Origin of the sequence: Microcella putealis (assembly GCF_004216575.1) — a bacterium.
Taxonomy (GTDB): domain Bacteria; phylum Actinomycetota; class Actinomycetes; order Actinomycetales; family Microbacteriaceae; genus Microcella; species Microcella putealis.
The window spans coordinates 164,832-183,216 of the sequence record NZ_SGWW01000001.1 but is presented as its reverse complement, the minus strand read 5'-3'; the positions used below and the strand labels follow the sequence as shown (position 1 = coordinate 183,216).

The window sequence follows — 18,385 nt, the reverse complement described above, 5'->3', positions numbered from 1 at the left end:
ATGACCTCCCGACCCGCGTCGACGCTCACGTTGCTCGCCCGCCTGGGGTTCAGTGAGCTGACGAGCGCCCGGCAGACGATCGAGGCACTCGACGCGACCCCCGGCGCTGGGGGCATCACTGAGCACCTCGAGGTGTTCGGGCGCGCCGCCGACCCCGACCGCGCCCTGCGGGCCCTCCAGGCGCTGCTCGATCGGCATCCCGATGCGCTTGTTCCGGCGCTCGAAGACAGCGAATGGATGCGCCGCCTCGTTCGCGTCGTCGGCGCCAGCGAGGGGCTCGCCCAGTTCGTGCTGCGCCACCCCGGCGAACTGCGTCAGCTGCAGTCCGACCCCGGCGAACCGCTCAGCAGCGAGGCCTATCGCGCTGACCTCGTGGCCGCCGTCGAGGGCCTCGACGCCGACGCGGGCCAGACGGCGCTGCGGGTACGGTACCGGCGTCACCTGCTGCGCCTCGCCGCGTGGGACCTCGAACACCCCGACCCCCTCGCGGCGATGCCCGCCGTGGGCGCAGCCCTCGCCGACCTCGCCGGTGCTGCGCTGGAGGCGGGTCTCGCCGTCGCGCGGCGCACGGCAACGTTCCCGGCCGCCGAGGTCGCCGCCACGCGCCTCGCCATCATCGGCATGGGCAAGTGCGGGGCGCGGGAACTCAACTACCTGAGCGACGTTGACGTGATCTACGCCGTCGACGCCGGTGACGGCGTCGAGGTGGCGCGAGCCGTGGAGATCGGAACGCGACTGGCGACCGCGACGGCCCGCAGCATCCAAGAGCCGGGAATCGAGCCGCCGCTGTGGGAGGTCGACGCGAACCTGCGCCCCGAGGGCAAGGACGGCGCCCTCGTACGAAGCCTCGACTCGCATCGCGCGTACTACGAGCGCTGGGCGAAGAACTGGGAGTTCCAGGCGCTGGTGAAGGCGCGCCCCTTGGCTGGCGACCATGGCGTGGGCGAGGGCTTCCTCGCCATCACGCAACCGCTCGTCTGGGACAGCTCGCAGCGAGACGGCTTCGTCGAGCAGGTGCAGGGGATGCGCGAACGGGTCACGGCGCACATTCCGGCCGACGAGGTCGACGTGCAGGTCAAGCTCGGCCCCGGGGGCCTGCGCGACATCGAGTTCACCGTGCAGCTTTTGCAGCTGGTGCACGGCGCGCACGACGACCGGGTGCGCCAGCGCGACACCCTCGGGGCGCTGGCGTCGCTGGCCGACCACGGCTACATCGGCCGCGCCGAGGCGGCCGAATTTTCGGGGGACTACCGCCTGTTGCGGGTAATCGAGCACCGCCTGCAACTCGATCGACTCACGCGCACGCACCTCATGCCGCGCGACCCGGAGCGGCAACGCTCGATCGCCCGGGCGACGGGGCTCGCGACAACCGCCGATGAGCTCATGGCGCAGTGGCAGACGACGAAGCTCGCCGTGCGCAGCCTGCACGAGAAGCTCTTCTACCGGCCGCTGCTGTCGGCGGTGGCGAAGCTGCCCGACGAGCAGTTGGCGCTCACCTCCGACCAGGCCGAGGCGCGTCTCGCGGCCATCGGTTTCGCCGACCCGGCGCGCGCCCTGCAGCACATCGCGGCCCTCACGAGCGGAGTATCGCGGCGCGCGGCGATTCAGCGCACGCTCGTTCCGGTCATCCTGCAGTGGCTCGCCGACGGCGCCGACCCCGACCACGGCCTCCTCGCGTTCCGGCGCCTCAGCGACGCCCTGGGCGAGACGCACTGGTTCCTGCGCATGCTGCGCGACTCGTCGGGGGCCGCGCAGCGGCTGTCGTCGGTGCTCGCCGCCTCCCGCTTCGTGGGAGGTCTCTTCGAACGCACGCCCGAGGGTGCGGCCTGGCTCGAAGACGACGCCGAACTGCAGCCGCGCCCGCTCACCACGCTGCTCGACGAGGTACGCGCGATACTCGCGCGCCACGCAGTAGACGACGACGCCGCGGCCAAGGCCCTGCGGGTCGCTCGACGACGCGAGATTTTGCGCATTGCGCTCGCCGCCATGGTCGACGTCATCAACGTCGAACAGCTGGGTGTTGCCCTCAGCGACATCACCACTGCCTACCTGCAGGGTGCCCTCGGCATCGCCCATCGCTACGGCGACGGCATTGAGTTCGGCATCATCGCGATGGGCCGCTACGGGGGAGGGGAGTTGGGTTTCGGCTCCGACGCCGACATCCTCTACGTCTTCCGCGACGCCGGTGCCGGCGACGACGCCGCCACGATGGCGCAGCGCGTGGTGACGCGCCTCGTGGCGGTGACCGACGACATCCGATTGCCTTTCGAATTGGATGCGGGGCTGCGGCCAGAAGGACGCAACGGCCCCCTCGTGCGCTCGCTCACGAGCTACCGCGCGTACTACGAACGCTGGTCGCTCACGTGGGAAGCGCAGGCGCTGCTGCGCGCCCGTCCTGCCACGGGCGACGAGGCGCTGCTCGCCGACTTCATGGCGCTGGCCGACGAGGTGCGCTACCCGGCCGAGTTTGGTGAGGCCGACGCCCGCGAGGTGCGCCGCATCAAGGCGCGCGTCGAATCGGAGCGGCTGCCGCAGGCCGCCGACCCGGCGCGTCATCTCAAGCTCGGCCGCGGCTCGCTCAGTGACGTCGAGTGGTTCGTCCAGCTGTTGCAGTTGCAGCACGCCGCGCGCGTGCCGGCGCTGCGCACACCGTCGACCCTGCGCGCTCTGGCCGCCGCAGCGGACGCCGAGTTAATTACGCCCCGCGCCGCCGAGCGGCTCCGCGCCGCCTGGTTGATCGCCTCCCGCGTGCGTTCGGCCGCGATGCTGTGGACGGGCAAGACCGCCGACGCGCTTCCGCTCGACCGCACCCAGCTCGACGCCATCGCCCGCCTACTGGCGTATCCGCCGAAATCGGCGGCGCAACTCGAAGAGGACTACCTGCGCACCACTCGCCTCGCGCGCCAGGTGTTCGAAAAGGGCTTCTACGGCAGTTGATCGGCGTACGCTCGTGCGTCAAACGGCACGAGCGGCGCATCGCCCCGCACATACAGCGGGTGTCGGGGGTGGCCGGCGGCCGTGACGTTCCCGAGCGCCGACCACGAGCATCCGGCCGTATCAGCGATCGCGATCACTCGGCGCGCGAGCCCCGCAAGATACGGGCGGCTGCCGATCAGGGTGCCCCACGCGGCACAGAGAGCGCCGGGGCGGCGACGCAGAACGTCGGCAATGGCCCGCTCGTTGTCGGCGACGAGCGCCGCGTCGGCTCGCTCGTGCAGGCCCGCGGGGTCCGTGCTGCGCTGCGGGTACAGGTTCAGCATCACCCAGCTGTCGAAGCCGAGGGCGGCCGCGCGGCGTGCGACGCGCGTGACGGTCGCATCGAGCCGCTCCGGCGTCGCGGTCGACGGGTTCACGCCGACGCAGACGAAGGGATGCTCGCCCACCGTTCCGAGAACGAATCGCGCGCCGTCGTCGGCGCTCACCACGTGCATCCATTTGGGGTCGCCCACACGGCCATTCTGCCGCGGGACGAGGGGAGTCGCCCGGGCCGCCGCGTTTCCGGAACGCCACGAGGGCCCCGCTCCGGAAACGGAACGAGGCCCTCGGGTGTTTCGAGAGGCGCTTAGACCGAGAAGTACAGCTCGTACTATTCCCGGGGTGTTGGGTGTTGTTGGTGGTGCCTAGATTCCGCGTAAACACTGGGCTCTAAGCGTTGGCAGGGATTGGGTCAAACGGGGGGTTTCTGTATCTCTTGCGGACTTTTTGCGGACTAGAGCGTGCCCAGCAGCTCGTCAATCGCGCACCGCTTCGGATACGGCACACCCGCATCATGCAGACGCACATAGTTGACGGTCTGGCACCCATTCGCGAACTGCACCGTGTACCCATTCGCACGCGCCCACCCATCCAAACAATCGGCGTAACGATTCGCCGGGCCAATGTGCAGCCGCATCGTCCGAGTATCGATCTGCCAGGCCGCGAGCCATGCCCTCGTCGCCTCCTCCGACTGCCACACTGCATGTTCTTCCGAGAACAACTCGGCAGGAATATCGCCCACCATCTGCTGACGCTGCTTCTTCCTCACCGCCACGATCAACCCACCGCCTTCGGGCCATACCACCGTGCAGCCGCGCCAGCCTTCGCACGCTCATGACGGAACCGATCATTAGCCGCATCATCGTCAGGCAACTTCAGCGAACCCATCAACCGGGCGAACGTCGCCTGCTGCATCCGAATCTCAGCAACACCGGGATGCACCACAGGCTGACCCGTCGACCCCACCGTCATAACGCCGTCACGATCAACAGCAGCAGTCAACTCGTCGATCACGTCCAACACTCGGCACGCCTCGAGAACGATCGCCGCATCCCGCGCATCGAACTCAAGATCATCGTGTATCTCCTCCCAAAAAATCGAACCCCTAGCATTGAGGCCCTGCGGAATATCAGTCATCTCTCTGTCCTTCCTCGTGCCGGAACTGGCCATTCGGGAAGCTCCGACTTGTTTTTCCACTCCTCGGCGCGTTCCGTCGCGTGGGCGCTCAAGGCTCTCCCCCCGGGGTGTTTGGGGTGTCGGCCAGTGGTCGGATGTTGACGGGTTCGACTACCCACTCGACGTAGGCCCGGCCGAGTCCGCCGTCGGGTCCCCATGTGATTGCGCCGTAGACGTATGCGGGCTGGCAGGTGTACACGTTGGTGGTGCCGCGCCACTGGGCATAGGTGCGGGCTACCTCGAGGTCTGAGGTCCAACTGAGGCCGTCTGCACGGTCTGGCGTCGCTCCCCGGTACAGGGCGGGCGGGTGAGGGTTTGGGTGCGGCACGAGGGTGATGGTGCCGTCTCCGGGTGCGTTGGCGAGGAAGGGGCCGATGCGGTTGAACTGGGTGACCCAGTGGTCGCGGCCGTCTCGCATTTCGGGTGACTGTTGGGTTTCGTTCCAGTCGGCCCATGCGGTGACGATGCGGCAGGCGTCGAGGTATTGGGCGTAGACCAACGCGACGTTGGTGGTCATCTCGCTCTTTACGTCTGCGATGCGCATGGTGTCTCCGATGGGAATGGGGGTCGCGAGCGTGAACCCGCGACCCCCGATCGTGTTGTTACACGGTCAGTTCGACGCGGGCGATGGTCTTCGCGTGGGGGAACCCGAACGCGACTCGTGCGACGGCGCGAGCTGCGACCGAGTACGAGCTGAAGAACACGCTGCGGTCGAGTTCGACGCTGACGCCGTTACGGACGACGGTGAAGGTGCGGCTGCTGTCGAGGCCGTACACGGTGCCCACGGGTGCGAAGTTGCTCGTGAGCAGGCGCACACCGGAAAGCAGGCGCGAGGTCGGCGACGTGGCGTCTGCGGCGAGTAGCGGCTCGTTGCTCGTCGCGTCGCGCTTCAGCTTGGCGAGGATTTCGGCGTCGGCAGGGTTCGCGATGAACGTGGTGAGGTTGCCGCCGACCGCTTCGATCTTGTAGGCCGCTTCGATGAACGGGTCCACGTTGGTCCACGCGGCTCCCGCGTCAACGACGGTGACGTCGGCGTCGAGAATCGCGCCCAGACCCTTCGGGATGTCGCCGGTGCCGGGAGCGTTGCCGAAGAATGCCGTGTCGATGCTGTTCGCGATCGACCGTGCCAGCGCGTTCCCGACTACCTGCGCGGCCTGCGGGCTCGAGTCGGCCGCGAGTTCGTTCGACATCTTGTGAAGCGCGGCGACCTTTTTCGGGGTGACGACTTCCTCAGCCGTGGTCGGGTCGGTGAGGCTGATTTCAGCGTTCTCGCCGTACCAACCGGCGGCAGGCTCGGCGGTGACGATGGGGATGCGGAAGTCGTTCCCGTCGGTGTTCACGACGGTGGTCGCCTGCATCGCGACGGACATGCGTGACGCCGTGGCGATGAGGAGCTGACCGTAGTCGGAAGGGAGGAAAGCGGAAGCGAAGGTGGTGGTGCTGGATGCCATGATGAGGCCTTTCGTGAGCAGCGGCTTGGCGCTGAAGGTGGGATTAGTCGAACCGGAAGACGCTGTCTTACGGGATTGCCCACCTGGGGCTCACTGGGTGACGGGGCTGGCACCTGGCCGGATATCCGTCACCTTCTAGGATACCCGGCCGCGCCGACATTCGGTGAGCTAATTTCCGCCCTGACTGCGGAGCAGGTCAGCCCATGACGCTGCGCCTGACGGCTGGCCGTTGCTGCGTGCGCCCTGGTCTGCGCCGCCGCTGAATCGGGAGATGCCGAGATCGTCCCGGGCCTGCTTGATCGCCGCGTCTACCCGTTCCGGGTCGACGGTGCCGTCTTCGGCGAGAAGGTCACCGAGTTCAGTCGTTGACCACAGGGCGGCAGGTTTCAGGCCGGCTGCGGTGACCTGACTCTCGATGACCTGCTTCCTGAGGCCGTCGATCTGGGCGGCGAGTTGGTCGCGGGCGGTTTCGGCTTCGCGGAGCTGCGTCCGGTATTTGGCGGCTTCGCTGCGAACCTTCTTGAGTTGAGGGTCGCCCGTGTCATCGACCTGCTCGTCGGGCTGTCCGTCAACCTGCTCGGTGACGGGCTGCTCGACGGTGTCGTCGATGGTGGGTTCCGGGGTATCAGTCGTTTCGGTGGTCATGGTGGTTCCTTTCAGTCGTCAAGTTCTGCTTTGTGTCTTTGGATGGTTCGCGAGTCCGCGATGAGGGTCTTCAGCGATTCGTGGTCGTGGTTCACGATTTGAAGCAGCGCCGACGCAGCGTGATACGTCAGCGCCGTGGCGAGGTCGTGAACCCGTTGCGGGTCACCACCTGTCAACGTGTCGATCGCTGCGATCACGTCACCGTCCGCCGCCGCGATCTCGATGACCGCGAAAGCTGTTTCGTGGGCGTCTGCGGCGCGCTGCTTGCCGTTCTCAGGGTCGTTCGTCATGGGTTGGGCCTTCCTAGTCGAAGTCGGTCACGTCGGGGTGTACGAGGGCGCGGACCGCGGCGACGTGACCGCACGGCTTGCCTGGTTGGTGGTCGCCGCAGTCGCATCGCCACGAAGGGGACGGCTTCCATGTGACTCGGTAGTCGTCGACGATCGCGAGCACGCGCGGTTCGAATGACGCGACGCCAAGAATGCGTTTGAACTTGATGTCGTAGTTCACCGCCGACCACCTCCTCGCGAGCCGACGAGAGACCGCTCGAGACGTTCCAAACGGCGACGGGTTTCGCGTTCCTCGACAATGCGTTCCCATTGCCGCCACTCGGCGCGGAGCATGTACTGGAGCCGTTCAACGGCTTCGTGCTGCGGTCGCGCGATTCGCGTCGGCACGCGGCTGTTACGACGCGGCATGATGCACCTCCAGCAGCTTCGCGGTCGTCTGAAGCGACGACTGCAGGGTCTCCAAGTCGGAGCGCCGCATCTTCAAATAGCGGAGCACGGCGGCGGCATCGTCGCGAGCTGCGGCGACGAGGGAGGTCGCCATGACGGTCTGCATCTCCCTGACCTTCACCGCGCCCTGAGAATCAAGGAACGCGCGAGCCTTCGCTTCCTCGAGATGCCGGGTGGCTTTCGCTAGACGTTCCTCAGCCGCGGCGATTTCCTCGGTGAGCTTCGGCAACGCCCGACGAATATCAGCCAACTCACGAACGATCACTTCACTACTCGTCATCTGCCTGCTCCTTCTCGCAGTCGAAACAACGGGGAGGGAACAGGTCGCCGATATGGGCGTCGCAGCGGGCTTCGGTGATCTCTGTCTTCATGAGACACCGGCGTTCACTTCATTCGCCCTCGCGTTTCGGCAGAAACGGGAGGCTGATAGTGATAACTGATTTGAATAACTGTTGGTACTAACTGTTAGTAGGACATGAGACCGATACCCCTGTGCACACGATGTCCGGTGGTGACGTACGTCATGTCCTGTGGTCGCGACACCATGTCCGGTGGTCAGCGTTTTGGTATCGGTCTGATGTCCGGTAGTGCCCTTTTTGGGCCTCACTACTAGACATGGTGTCCGGTGGCTGTTCATGCTGCGAACCCTTCCTGTTGACCCATCCATGCCTTGTCCTTCTCGCGGTACTCGTCGGGGATGTTGTCGAAGTAGTAGAGGTGCGAGTACCACTGCCCGCCTGCCCGTCGTTGCCGCTCGATACGGAACGCTTTGACCGCCGCCAACGTCTTCACATGGCGCTGCACGGTGCGCACGTTGAGGCCGGTCTGATCTGAGATGCGCTGATAACTCGGGTAGGCGCATCCCTCGACCGGGTTCTCGTGCTCGGCGATGCAGAGCAACGTCAACTTCTCGCCAGGGTGCAGCGGCATCATCTTCGGGTCTTCGTTCGGCTTGGCAGGCGGGTCGCTAGGAAGACGCCACCGCCAATGGATGTCCCATGCCCAGTTGCGTGCTGAAAGGCTCACGCGTGCCTCCTTTCGGAAGACGCCGACCGCCCGCGGCTGGGTAGGTCCACGAGCGGCCGGCGCGGCATCAAATGGCCTTCAGATGCGGCCGGGAATCGCCCAAATGACGAATGAGTTCTTGCGCAACAACCTGCATCGAGCGCGCGATCTCAAGGTCTTCGTACGCAGTGGCGAAGCGGGCTTCCACCAGACTTCTGATGTCATCCGCGCTCCAGTCGGAGAGAAGCTTTTCTTCGCCGAAAGCGGTGCGGAACGGGCCTTCGCCACCTGCGGCAAAGGCTGACTTCTCCAGGTATGACGCGAATCGCTGCCTCAGTTCGTTCTCGTTGCTCATCACTCCGCCTCCCCGACTACCGTGAGATTGGTCGTGTTGCCGCTCATCGCCTTGCGGAACGTCGTGCCTTTCGGGAGGCCGAACTTCTCGTCCGCGAGCGCGGCCACAGCCTCGCCCTGGAACATGCTGTGCGCGCCAAGGAAGTTGAACCAGGCCGACACCATTTCCAACTGCCCGCGAGTCATGTGCATTGCGGTCACGGGCTTAGAGCCGTAGAAGCTGATTTGCATCTCGAGCATGTCGGTCTGTTCCATGCCCTGGTCGTCTTCGATCTCGACGCCGTCACGGTCGTAGAACTTGAGAATCTCGACGCCGTCTTCAGTGGGCTTCAGCATCAGTTCGCCTCCTCGAGTGCGTCCTCGAGCACGACGGCCATGCGGTACAGCGCGTGCGCGAAGTTACGGATGTCACGAGGGGCCACGTGGTCCGTGTCGAGGTAGATCTCGGGAGCGGTCAGGAAAGGCGCGATGGGGCCCATCTCGATCAGTTCGCCCTGCTTGCTGAACAGCGCGCGCTGCGACAACGTCGCCGACTCCCTGCAGTTACGTTCGGACTCCACGAACTGCGCCGACTCGTAGAACACCTCGACGCTGTCGGCCAGCACTTCACTGATCTGGGTCTTCGTCGCCCACGACGGCTTGTGCTTCAGCGCGGCAGGAAGGTACTGCTGCTTCTCGACCTCGTCGCGGCGAAGCATCTCGGCAGGGCTCACGAACTCAAACGCGGGCTCACCGTCCAGCACGCGCTCGCCGACGCAGTACCACTGACCCAGACCGACCATCAAGTAGTCGCCGATTCGGGTCACCGCGTTGGGGTGCATCCAGTTGTTGCGCTGCGCGACCGGCAACGCTTCCAGGTGCGAGGCGACGTAACCGTCAGGCACCGACGAGAAGGGCGTGTACTTCCCCGTTTCGATGTGCCACAGCTCGACGAAGCGGCTGACCGCGAAGTCCGAACCGATCTCGGCGCGAACACTGTCGGGGTCGGTGAAGTCGGACGCGGGACGAACCCAGATGTCGACAGGCTCCAGGTAGACCGGGTGACCGGGGTCGAGCACCGTGTACTGGTCCTTCTCGAGCCGGTCGATCTCGGCGAGCGTCTGGCGGACATCGCCAAACGTCTCGGGTCGTGCGAAAATGGTGTTGGACATTGTTCTAGCTCCTTTGTTGGGGTTCGCCTCCACCGCTGCAACGGTGGGGGCATTTCTCTTTTGCGGGGTCATGCGCTTTGCGCGTCATCGAACGCGGCCGCTATGAACGCGTTGATGTCGCGCACTCTGAACATCCGGCGTCCGCCGATGAGGGCGGACTTCGGCGCGGTGCCGGTGTGGATCATCCAGCGCAGTTGCGCTTCCGTCTTCCGCAGACGTTCTGCGGTTTCGGGAAGTGTGCAGAGCTCGAAGTCGCTGTTGCTCATCGCTGTGCCTTCCGTAAATGGTCATTTGGTGAGTACTTTCCGCCCCGAATCATCAAGGCGTGATTACAGAATGACCTTGTCGGCGGAGATTGTCAAGCGCGGCGCACTGTTGGCGCGATATGCTCACGTGGTGACTACTTTTGAACCGGGCCGCGATATCCGAATGACGGATGCCGAGATCGAACAACGTCGCCGGCTTGACGACTGGGAGCGCCACGAGCGCGCATTCGCGAAGTTCGTGCTCGAAAACGTGAAGGCCGTCAAGAACCGCAAGGGCTACACGGCCGCTCAACTTGCAGCGCGAATGTCAACGGCAGGATGGCCGCTCAGCGTCAGTTCCCTAAACGGGATGTTGGGGAAGAAAAAGCGCGCCACGATCACGATCACCGAAGTGTTTGCGTTTGCCGCTGCGCTTGAGGTGCCGCCCGTTGAACTTCTGTTCCCGACGTCGTCGTCTGCATACGATCAAGGCCGCGGCGTGACCATCTCACCCGGTTTCACTACATCACCCGAAGCCGCCCTTGACTGGTTTACCGGTGACACCACGCACGACGATCGCGATCGCCTTCTTCGTGCCGCGATTCTCGAGGCAAGAGAAGACTTGCGCGCTTCAATCGCAAAAATCGAGGCGATCGAAGCTGGCCGCCGCCTGCCTGCGACTGCAAAGAGCGAAGACGATGGCTAGTATCCAGCGCCGCCCTGATGGCACCTGGCGGGCTCGGTATCGCGACCCGGCAGGCAAGGAGCACGCGCGTCATTTCAAGTACCGCGACCCAGACCGGAAGGGTCTGCCGCATCGCCGGCCGGGTGACTCAGCTCAGGAATGGCTCGATGAGATCACCGCGGCGATCGCGGCGGGCACTTACATAGACCACCGACATTCCCGCGTCACCGTGGGGGAGTGGTCGAAGACGTGGCTGCGGGCTTACTCGGTGAACCGGCTCAGCACCGTCCGTCAGGCCGAAGTGCATCTTCGCGTCATCAACGAAACCTTTGGTGATCGCGCGCTGCGTGACGTGCGCGCCAGCGAAGTGAAAACGTGGGTCGGGTCGCTACAGGTCCGATATGCACCGTCGACCGTGTACGCACTCCACAGGCGTCTCGGTCAGTTGTTCTCAGACGCCGTGCATGACGGTCTACTGCCCCGTTCGCCGGTGTCGCGACGTACTTCCCCGCCAGCACCGAAACAACGCCCGTACGTGGCGACGACAGAACAGGTCTGGGCGCTTCACGACGCGCTTCCCGACCATTACAAGCCCGTCGTGCTGCTCGGCGCGTTCGCGGGCTTACGCATCGGCGAGATGGTCGCGCTGACCGTCGACGACGTTGACTTCATGCGGGGCATCATTACCCCGGTTCGGCAGTATCCAGGCGTCGATCTGAAGACCGAGATGTCGAAGACGCCGATACCGATTCCACAGGAACTAGCGCTCGAGCTGAGCAAGGTTCCTGCCGCTTGGGGGAGTGACCATCTCGTCGTCGGGGCGTACGGCAGGCCGGTCACGCCGACCACCGTCGAGGTTGGGTTCAAGAAGGCCAGGGAAACCGTTCAGGGGCTTCCTGAGGGCTTCCGCATCCATGACTTGAGGCATTACTTCGCGAGCCTTCTGATCTCGTCAGGGCTCGACGTGAAGGTCGTGCAGACGCGGCTCCGTCACGCGTCCGCGAAGACGACGCTCGACACGTACGGGCATATCTGGCCAGACAAAGACGAGTCCGCACGAGCTGCGGTCGCGGCCGTTTTCAAGGGCCGGTCGGCAACTCGTGCGGACTCTGTGCGGACTAAACCCGCTAGTTCCTAGCGTTTCCGCTACACCGAGAAGTACAGCTCGTACTCGAACGGGTGCGGGCGCTGCGCGGCGGGAAGGATCTCCTTCTCGCGCTTGTAGGCGACCCAGGCCTCGATGAGGTCCTTCGTGAAGACACCGCCGGCGAGCAGGAACTCGTGGTCGTTCTCGAGAGCGACAAGCGCCTCCTCAAGCGAACCGGGAACCTGCGGGATGCCCTTGGCCTCCTCCGGGGGAAGCTCGTAGAGGTCCTTGTCGACGGGCTCGTGCGGCTCGATTTTGTTCAGGATGCCGTCAAGGCCCGCCATCATCTGCGCCGCGAACGCGAGGTAGGGGTTGCCCGAGGCGTCGGGCGCACGGAACTCGATGCGCTTGGCCTTCGGGTTGGTGCCCGTGATCGGGATGCGGATGGCAGCCGAGCGGTTACCGGCCGAGTAGACCAGGTTGACCGGAGCCTCGAAGCCCTTCACCAGACGGTGGTACGAGTTGAGCGACGGGTTCGTGAAGGCGAGCACCGCGGGGGCGTGCTTCAACAGACCGCCGATGTACCAGCGCGCGATGTCGCTGAGCCCGCCGTAGCCAGCCTCGTCGTAGAACAGCGGCTTGCCGTCGTTCCACAGCGACTGGTGCACGTGCATGCCCGAGCCGTTGTCGCCGAAGAGTGGCTTCGGCATGAAGGTGGCGACCTTGCCCCACTCGAGGGCGGTGTTCTTGACGATGTACTTGAACTTCAGGATGTCGTCGGCCGCGTGCACCATCGTGTCGAAGCGGTAGTTGATCTCGCCCTGGCCGGCGGTGCCGACCTCGTGGTGGCTGCGCTCGACCTGCAGGCCCACCTCGGTGAGCTTCATGACGATGTCGTCGCGCAGGTCAGCGTGCTTGTCGACCGGGCTGACGGGGAAGTAGCCGCCCTTGAAGGGGGTCTTGTTGGCGAGGTTACCGCCGGCCTCTTCGCGGCCCGTGTTCCAGGCGGCCTCGTCGGAGTCGACCTGGTAGAAGCTCTTGCCCTGGCTCACCTCGTAGCGCACATCGTCGAAGATGTAGAACTCGGCCTCGGGCGCGAAGAAGGCGGTGTCGGCGATGCCGGTCGAGGCGAGGTACTTCTCGGCCTTCTTGGCCACCTGGCGCGGGTCGCGGGTGTAGATCTCGCCGTTGCGCGGGTTGTAGATGTCAAACACCATGATGAGCGTGCGCTCGGTGCGGAAGGGGTCGACGTACGCGGTCGACACGTCGGGGATCAGCTGCAGATCCGACTCGTGGATCGACTGGAATCCGCGGATCGAGGAGCCGTCGAAGAGCTGGCCGACCGTGAAGAACTCTTCATCGACAGTCGAGGCGGGAATGTTGAAGTGCTGCTGCACACCGAGCAGGTCGGTGAAACGGATGTCAAGGAACTTGACGTCCGTCTCCTTGATGAACTTCAGCACCTCGGACGAGTCACGGAACATGGAAATGGTCTCCTGAACTGAATCCGGGTTGGCGGGCGCGTCTGCGACCGTGCTTCACGGTACGGGGGTGCGGTTTCCCCACAGTGTCCCAAGTGTTTCGGGGATGTTACGGGGTCTAGCTGACCGCCTGCGCAAATCCGGCAGCGCTGTCGGCAAGTTGACGCAGGTGCTCGGGGATCGGCCGCCCCTTCGCCACCATCGACTGCGCCCACAGGCGGCCAGCGCGGTAGCTCGATCGCACGAGCGGGCCGGCGAGCACGCCGAGGAAGCCGATCTCTTCGGCCTCGGCCTTCAGTTCGACGAACTCTTCGGGCTTCACCCAGCGGTCGATCGGGTGGTGACGCGGCGTGGGGCGCAGGTACTGGGTAATGGTGACGATGTCGGTGCCGGCGTCGTGCAGGTCGCGCAGCGCCTGGCTGATCTCCTCCCGCGTCTCGCCCATGCCGAGTATCAGATTCGACTTCGTGATGAGGCCGAAGTCGCGGGCCTGCGTGATGACGTCGAGCGAGCGCTCGTAACGGAAGGCCGGGCGAATGCGCTTGAAGATGCGCGGCACCGTCTCGACGTTGTGGGCAAACACCTCGGGGCGGGACTCGAACACGACGCGGAGGAGCTCGGGGTTGCCGCTGAAGTCGGTCGCGAGGATCTCGACGCCCGTCCCGGGGTTCAGCTCGTGAATCTGCCGGACGGTTTCGGCGTGCAGCCAGGCGCCTTCGTCGGGCAGATCGTCGCGCGCGACGCCGGTGACCGTGGCGTAGCGCAGGTTCATCTCGCGCACGCTCTCGGCGACGCGGCGCGGCTCATCCGTGTCGTAGTCGGCGGGCTTGCCGGTGTCGATCTGACAGAAGTCGCAGCGCCGCGTGCACTGGCTGCCGCCGATCAGGAAGGTCGCTTCGCGGTCCTCCCAGCACTCGTAAATGTTGGGGCAGCCGGCCTCCTGGCAGACCGTGTGCAACTGCTTGTCGCCAACGAGCGAGCGCAGTGCGCTGAACTCAGGGCCCATCTTCGCCCGTGTCTTGATCCACTCGGGCTTCTTTTCGATCGGAGTCTGCGCGTTGCGCACCTCCAGGCGCAGCATCTTGCGGCCATCGACGGGTGCGGTCATGAGAGAACTCCTGAGGGGGTGGCGGGAACAAGAATGGGGGAGGACGGCGAGGCGGCGGAGGAGAATGCGCCGCGGGCAACGTGCGCGTACACCTCCTCCTCGAAGCGGTTGCGCACCCCGTGCGCCGCGTCCTCGGGAGTGACGGTGCGTCCGAGCTCACGACTGATCGACGTGACCCCGGCGTCGGCAAGTCCGCAGGCGATGATGCGGTCGTAGGCGTCGAACGTGTTCGAGCAGTTGAGCGAGAAACCGTGCATGGTTACCCCGGACGCGACGCGAATGCCGATCGCCGCGATCTTGTCGGTGCCGCGCAGCCACACGCCGCTGCGACCGGGAACGCGACCAGCGCCGCCCAGCCCGAGATCCTCGAGAACGGCGATGAGCATCCCCTCAAGGCGACGCACGTAGCCGACGACGTCGACGGGCTCGGCCAGCCGCAGGATGGGGTAGCCCACCAATTGGCCGGGGCCATGCCACGTGATCTTGCCCCCACGGTCGACGTCGACGACGGGGGTGCCGTCAGTGGGCCGCTCGTGCGGCTCGGTGCGCTTGCCCGCGGTGTACACGCTCTCGTGTTCCAACAGCAAGACAGAATCATGCGCCCGGCCCTCGACGACCGCCGCGTGCAGAGCACGTTGCTGGTCGAGACCCGACAAGTACGGCACGGAGTTGGCGCTTAGCCCCGTGTCGACGTAGTCGATCACACCGCGAGTGTACGCCCCGCTCGTGAGCGATGCTCTCAGGCCCACCGGCTGGTGCTCGGCGACGCCCTCCTAGACTTTCGACGTGACACCTGACAGTGAACTACCCGACTGGCCCGGCCAGCGGCTGGGATTGCCCGAATCGGGGCCGCGCTCGATCGCTCGCATTGGCCGGCGCATCGGCGGCATCGCGATCGACTGGGGCTTCAGCGTGGTGATCTCCGCCGCGTTCTTCAACTACGAGCCGCTCGCGACCCTCGCGGTGTTTGCAGGCCTGCACGCGGTCTCGACGATCCTCTTGGGCGGGAGCCCTGGTCACCTTATTCTCGGGATGCACGTGGTTCCGATGGCTGGCGGACGCATCGGTATCTGGCGCCCCCTGCTCCGCACCGCGCTCCTCGCGCTCGTGTTGCCGGCCGTCTTCTGGGACGTCAACAATCGCGGACTCCATGACCGCGCTGCCGGCACTGTCTTGCTGGTCAAGTAGCAGCCCACGGACCTCCACCGCGCGACGCCTCTCCAGTCCATCGCCACAACGGGAAAGGCCCCGTCTCCTCGAGAGAGGGAGACGGGGCCTTCGCCGTGTGCTCGAGCGTTAGTGCTTCTGCTCTTCCAGCTCGCGCTGCGTCACCGGGGCGACGCGGTCCTCGAAGAACCAGCGCGAGAGTCCGGCACGAACGCGCTGGCGGGCCGTGATGCGGCCGTTGGCGTCGGGACGGATCATGAGCGGCTGGTACTCGTCGTGTGCCACGAGCTTCCAACGCTCGTAGTCGTCGAGCTGCTCGTGGACCTCGATGTACTCGCCGCCGGGCAGGCGCACGATGCGGCCGGTCTCGAAACCGTGGAGGGCCATCTCGCGGTCCTTGCGCTGGAGAGCGAGGCAGACACGCTTGGTGATCCAGAAGGCGATGAACGGGCCCACCACCGTGACGAACTGGAGGGCGTGGATGACACCTTCGAGAGTCAGGCGGAAGTGCGTCGCGATCAGGTCGGAGCTTGCCGCCGCCCACATGCCGCAGTAGAACACGATGGCCGCCGCACCGATACCGGTACGCACCGGGGCGTTACGGGGACGCTCGGCAATGTGGTGCTCGCGCTTGTCACCGGTCACCCACGCCTCAAGGAACGGGTAGACCGCGATCGCTGCGAGGAACAAGACCAGGACGACGGTCGGAATCAACACACCCATGGGCAGCGTGTACCCGAAGATCACCCAGTCGAGGTTCGGCGGCATGAGGCGCAGGGCGCCGTCAGCGAACCCGATGTACCAGTCAGGCTGTGTACCGGCAGACACGGGGGAGGGGTCGTACGGGCCGTAGTTCCAGATGGGGTTGATCGTGAACAGCGACGCAATCAGGACGATCGTGCCGAAGACGATGAAGAAGAAGCCACCCGCCTTCGCCGCGAACGTCGGCATGACGGGAGCACCGACGACGTTGTCGTTGGTGCGGCCCGGAGCCGCGAACTGCGTGTGCTTGTTCACGATGAGCAGCAGCATGTGCACGCCGATCAAGGCGATCGTGATCGCCGGCAGCAGCATGATGTGCAGGATGTACAGGCGCTGGATGATCTGCGTGCCGGGGAACTCGTCACCGAAGAGCAGGAACGAGATCCAGGCGCCGACCACTGGGACGGCCTTGATCATGCCGTCGATGATGCGCAGGCCGTTGCCCGAGAGCATGTCGTCCGGCAGCGAGTAGCCCGTGAAGCCGAGGGCCATCGCCATGACGAAGAGCAGGAAGCCGATCACCCAGTTCAGCTCGCGGGGCTTACGGAAAGCCCCAGTGAAGAACACGCGCAGCATGTGCAGAGCGATCGAGGCCACAAACAGCAGTGCCGCCCAGTGGTGCACCTGTCGCATCAGGAGGCCACCGCGAACCTCGAACGAGATGTCGAGAGCTGTGTGGTACGCCACCGACATCGGGATGCCCTGCAGCGGAACGTATGAACCCTCGTACTCGACCTCCGTCATGGACGGGTCGAAGAAGAAGGTCAGGAACGTGCCCGAAATCAGGATGACGATGAAGCTGTACAGCGCGACCTCGCCGAGCATGAAGGACCAGTGATCCGGGAAGATCTTGCGGCCCAGCGTTTTGACGGCGGTCGATGCGCTCGTGCGCTCGTCGATGTAGTTCGCGGCCCACCCGGTGAACCGCATGCCCCGACCGGGAGCGGCCTGCGTGGCCGCCGCGGTGGGCTGTTGAGTAGTTGTGGTCATCGGTTGATCTCCCAGAAGCTCGGACCCACAGGATCTAAGAAGTCGCTCTTGGCGACCAGGAAACCCTCGTCATCCACAGTGATCGGGAGCTGGGGGAGAGGACGCGCCGCCGGCCCGAAGATGACCTCGGCGTGGTTCGCGACGTCGAACTGGGACTGGTGGCAGGGGCACAGCAGATGGTGAGTCAGCTGTTCGTACAACGCGACGGGGCAGCCCACGTGCGTGCAGATCTTGGAGTAGGCGACGATGCCGTCGTAGGACCAGTCGGCCTTCTCGGGGTCTTCGTTGAGGTCCTCGAGCGGAAGACGCATGAGGAGAACCACAGCCTTCGCCTTTTCCTCAATGCGGTGGTACTCAAGCTCGGCAAGACCCTCGGGAATCACGTGGAAGGCCGAACCGATCGTGACATCGGCCGCGCGGATCGGCGTGCCGGAGGGGTCGCGGCAGAGCCGCACACCCTCATCCCACATCGTTTGCTTCAGCAGCGCCACCGGGTCTCCCTGCGGTGCGAGGTCGCGGAACATGACGACGGCGGGGATGGGCGTCGCTGCAACCGCACCGATAAGCGTGTTGCGCACGAGGCTGCGTCGGGTGAAGCCCGACTCCTTGTTGGCCTGGCTGAAGACCTCGACGGCCTTAGTGCGCGCCTCATCGCTACCCCGCGTGGGGTGGCGCAGCTCAACCTCTTCGTGGCTGTGCATGAGCGCTTTCGACCAGTGAACGGCACCGATGCCGACGCCCAGCAGCGCCAGGGTGATACCGAGGCCGAGGAACAGGTTGTTCAGACGAACGGAGCCCGGGTTGGCCTCGTCGATCGGGAAGGCGAAGTACGCCACCACCGCGAGAACACTGCCGACGACCGAGAGGAGGAACAGCGCGCTAATCGTGCGCTCGGCCTGCTTCTCTTTCTTCGGGTCAAGGTCGGCAACGCGGGGGCGCTCCGGCGGGAAGCCGGGGTTCGGCACGCGGTCCGTGCGCACCACGGCGGTCGCCGGGGCGTTCGCTGCGTGGTCGTCGACCGTCGCGACCTCATTCGACGGGGACGTGACCTCGTCGTGGTCGTCGTGGTTGTCGGCCATTATCGAT

The 18,385-nt window shown here is 65.3% G+C and carries 23 protein-coding genes; 4 read left to right on the top strand and 19 right to left on the bottom strand.

Going from position 1 to position 18,385, the window contains the following annotated elements; all coding sequences use genetic code 11:
• A complete protein-coding gene (locus EV141_RS00950) occupies positions 1-2,937 on the top strand; it encodes a bifunctional [glutamine synthetase] adenylyltransferase/[glutamine synthetase]-adenylyl-L-tyrosine phosphorylase (protein WP_130484111.1) in 2,937 nt (978 codons plus the stop codon).
• On the opposite strand, the gene EV141_RS00945 is transcribed toward EV141_RS00950, so the two are convergent.
• The 14 genes from EV141_RS00945 to EV141_RS00880 form a co-directional block, all read right to left on the bottom strand.
• Positions 2,925-3,449, bottom strand: a complete 525-nt coding sequence (locus EV141_RS00945; protein ID WP_130484110.1) for a DUF1643 domain-containing protein — start codon at positions 3,447-3,449, stop codon at positions 2,925-2,927. The two genes, EV141_RS00950 and EV141_RS00945, sit on opposite strands and share 13 nt — an antisense overlap.
• A 260-nt stretch (positions 3,450-3,709) precedes the next feature.
• Positions 3,710-4,030, bottom strand: coding sequence for a hypothetical protein (locus EV141_RS00940; RefSeq protein WP_130484109.1), 321 nt, complete (start codon positions 4,028-4,030; stop codon positions 3,710-3,712).
• 2 nt (positions 4,031-4,032) lie between these two features.
• Entirely contained in the window at positions 4,033-4,392 is a 360-nt protein-coding gene (locus EV141_RS00935) for a hypothetical protein (RefSeq protein WP_130484108.1), read from the bottom strand.
• Positions 4,393-4,480: 88 nt separating this feature from the next.
• The gene (locus tag EV141_RS00930) at positions 4,481-4,975 is read right to left on the bottom strand and encodes a hypothetical protein (RefSeq protein WP_130484107.1); all 495 of its coding nucleotides are present in this window, start codon (positions 4,973-4,975) and stop codon (positions 4,481-4,483) included.
• Between the two features lie 58 nt (positions 4,976-5,033).
• Complete coding sequence (locus EV141_RS00925; protein ID WP_130484106.1) at positions 5,034-5,882, bottom strand: phage major capsid protein; 849 nt, start codon at positions 5,880-5,882, stop codon at positions 5,034-5,036.
• Between the two features lie 168 nt (positions 5,883-6,050).
• Entirely contained in the window at positions 6,051-6,527 is a 477-nt protein-coding gene (locus tag EV141_RS00920) for a hypothetical protein (protein ID WP_130484105.1), read from the bottom strand.
• Between the two features lie 11 nt (positions 6,528-6,538).
• Positions 6,539-6,817, bottom strand: coding sequence for a hypothetical protein (locus EV141_RS00915; protein ID WP_130484104.1), 279 nt, complete (start codon positions 6,815-6,817; stop codon positions 6,539-6,541).
• A 13-nt stretch (positions 6,818-6,830) separates the two neighbouring features.
• Positions 6,831-7,037, bottom strand: a complete 207-nt coding sequence (locus EV141_RS00910; RefSeq protein ID WP_130484103.1) for a hypothetical protein — start codon at positions 7,035-7,037, stop codon at positions 6,831-6,833.
• Between the two features lie 174 nt (positions 7,038-7,211).
• Positions 7,212-7,544, bottom strand: a complete 333-nt coding sequence (locus EV141_RS00905; RefSeq protein ID WP_130484102.1) for a hypothetical protein — start codon at positions 7,542-7,544, stop codon at positions 7,212-7,214.
• A gap of 353 nt (positions 7,545-7,897) precedes the next feature.
• Positions 7,898-8,290, bottom strand: a complete 393-nt coding sequence (locus tag EV141_RS00900; protein WP_130484101.1) for a helix-turn-helix domain-containing protein — start codon at positions 8,288-8,290, stop codon at positions 7,898-7,900.
• A 67-nt stretch (positions 8,291-8,357) separates the two neighbouring features.
• Complete coding sequence (locus tag EV141_RS00895; RefSeq protein WP_130484100.1) at positions 8,358-8,624, bottom strand: hypothetical protein; 267 nt, start codon at positions 8,622-8,624, stop codon at positions 8,358-8,360.
• The gene (locus EV141_RS00890; protein WP_130484099.1) at positions 8,624-8,959 is read right to left on the bottom strand and encodes a hypothetical protein; all 336 of its coding nucleotides are present in this window, start codon (positions 8,957-8,959) and stop codon (positions 8,624-8,626) included. The genes EV141_RS00895 and EV141_RS00890 overlap by 1 nt, the downstream gene beginning before the upstream one ends.
• Positions 8,959-9,774 (bottom strand): hypothetical protein, encoded by an 816-nt coding sequence (locus EV141_RS00885; RefSeq protein ID WP_130484098.1) that lies wholly within the window; start codon positions 9,772-9,774, stop codon positions 8,959-8,961. Before EV141_RS00885 ends, EV141_RS00890 begins: the two co-directional genes overlap by 1 nt.
• A 68-nt stretch (positions 9,775-9,842) precedes the next feature.
• Entirely contained in the window at positions 9,843-10,040 is a 198-nt protein-coding gene (locus EV141_RS00880; protein WP_130484097.1) for a helix-turn-helix transcriptional regulator, read from the bottom strand.
• Positions 10,041-10,110: 70 nt separating this feature from the next.
• On the opposite strand from EV141_RS00880, the gene EV141_RS00875 reads away from it, so the two are divergent.
• The gene (locus EV141_RS00875) at positions 10,111-10,725 is read left to right on the top strand and encodes a helix-turn-helix transcriptional regulator (RefSeq protein ID WP_141914295.1); all 615 of its coding nucleotides are present in this window, start codon (positions 10,111-10,113) and stop codon (positions 10,723-10,725) included.
• Entirely contained in the window at positions 10,718-11,842 is a 1,125-nt protein-coding gene (locus tag EV141_RS00870; protein ID WP_130484095.1) for a tyrosine-type recombinase/integrase, read from the top strand. The genes EV141_RS00875 and EV141_RS00870 overlap by 8 nt, the downstream gene beginning before the upstream one ends.
• An 8-nt stretch (positions 11,843-11,850) precedes the next feature.
• Here the strand turns inward: EV141_RS00870 and glnA are convergent, their stop codons facing one another.
• The 3 genes from glnA to lipB all read right to left on the bottom strand — a co-directional run bounded on the left by glnA (position 11,851) and on the right by lipB (position 15,084).
• Positions 11,851-13,275, bottom strand: coding sequence for a type I glutamate--ammonia ligase (gene glnA, locus EV141_RS00865; RefSeq protein ID WP_130484094.1), 1,425 nt, complete (start codon positions 13,273-13,275; stop codon positions 11,851-11,853).
• A 115-nt stretch (positions 13,276-13,390) separates the two neighbouring features.
• Positions 13,391-14,380, bottom strand: coding sequence for a lipoyl synthase (lipA, locus tag EV141_RS00860; RefSeq protein ID WP_130484093.1), 990 nt, complete (start codon positions 14,378-14,380; stop codon positions 13,391-13,393).
• Positions 14,377-15,084, bottom strand: a complete 708-nt coding sequence (lipB, locus tag EV141_RS00855) for a lipoyl(octanoyl) transferase LipB (protein ID WP_130484092.1) — start codon at positions 15,082-15,084, stop codon at positions 14,377-14,379. The genes lipA and lipB overlap by 4 nt, the downstream gene beginning before the upstream one ends.
• An 82-nt stretch (positions 15,085-15,166) precedes the next feature.
• On the opposite strand from lipB, the gene EV141_RS00850 reads away from it, so the two are divergent.
• Positions 15,167-15,568, top strand: coding sequence for an RDD family protein (locus tag EV141_RS00850; protein WP_130484091.1), 402 nt, complete (start codon positions 15,167-15,169; stop codon positions 15,566-15,568).
• Positions 15,569-15,676: 108 nt separating this feature from the next.
• Here the strand turns inward: EV141_RS00850 and qcrB are convergent, their stop codons facing one another.
• Positions 15,677-17,299: a cytochrome bc1 complex cytochrome b subunit gene (gene qcrB, locus EV141_RS00845; RefSeq protein ID WP_130484090.1), complete on the bottom strand. Its 1,623-nt coding sequence runs from the start codon at positions 17,297-17,299 to the stop codon at positions 15,677-15,679.
• The gene (qcrA, locus tag EV141_RS00840; protein WP_130484089.1) at positions 17,296-18,378 is read right to left on the bottom strand and encodes a cytochrome bc1 complex Rieske iron-sulfur subunit; all 1,083 of its coding nucleotides are present in this window, start codon (positions 18,376-18,378) and stop codon (positions 17,296-17,298) included. The genes qcrB and qcrA overlap by 4 nt, the downstream gene beginning before the upstream one ends.
• Positions 18,379-18,385: the final 7 nt, after the last annotated feature.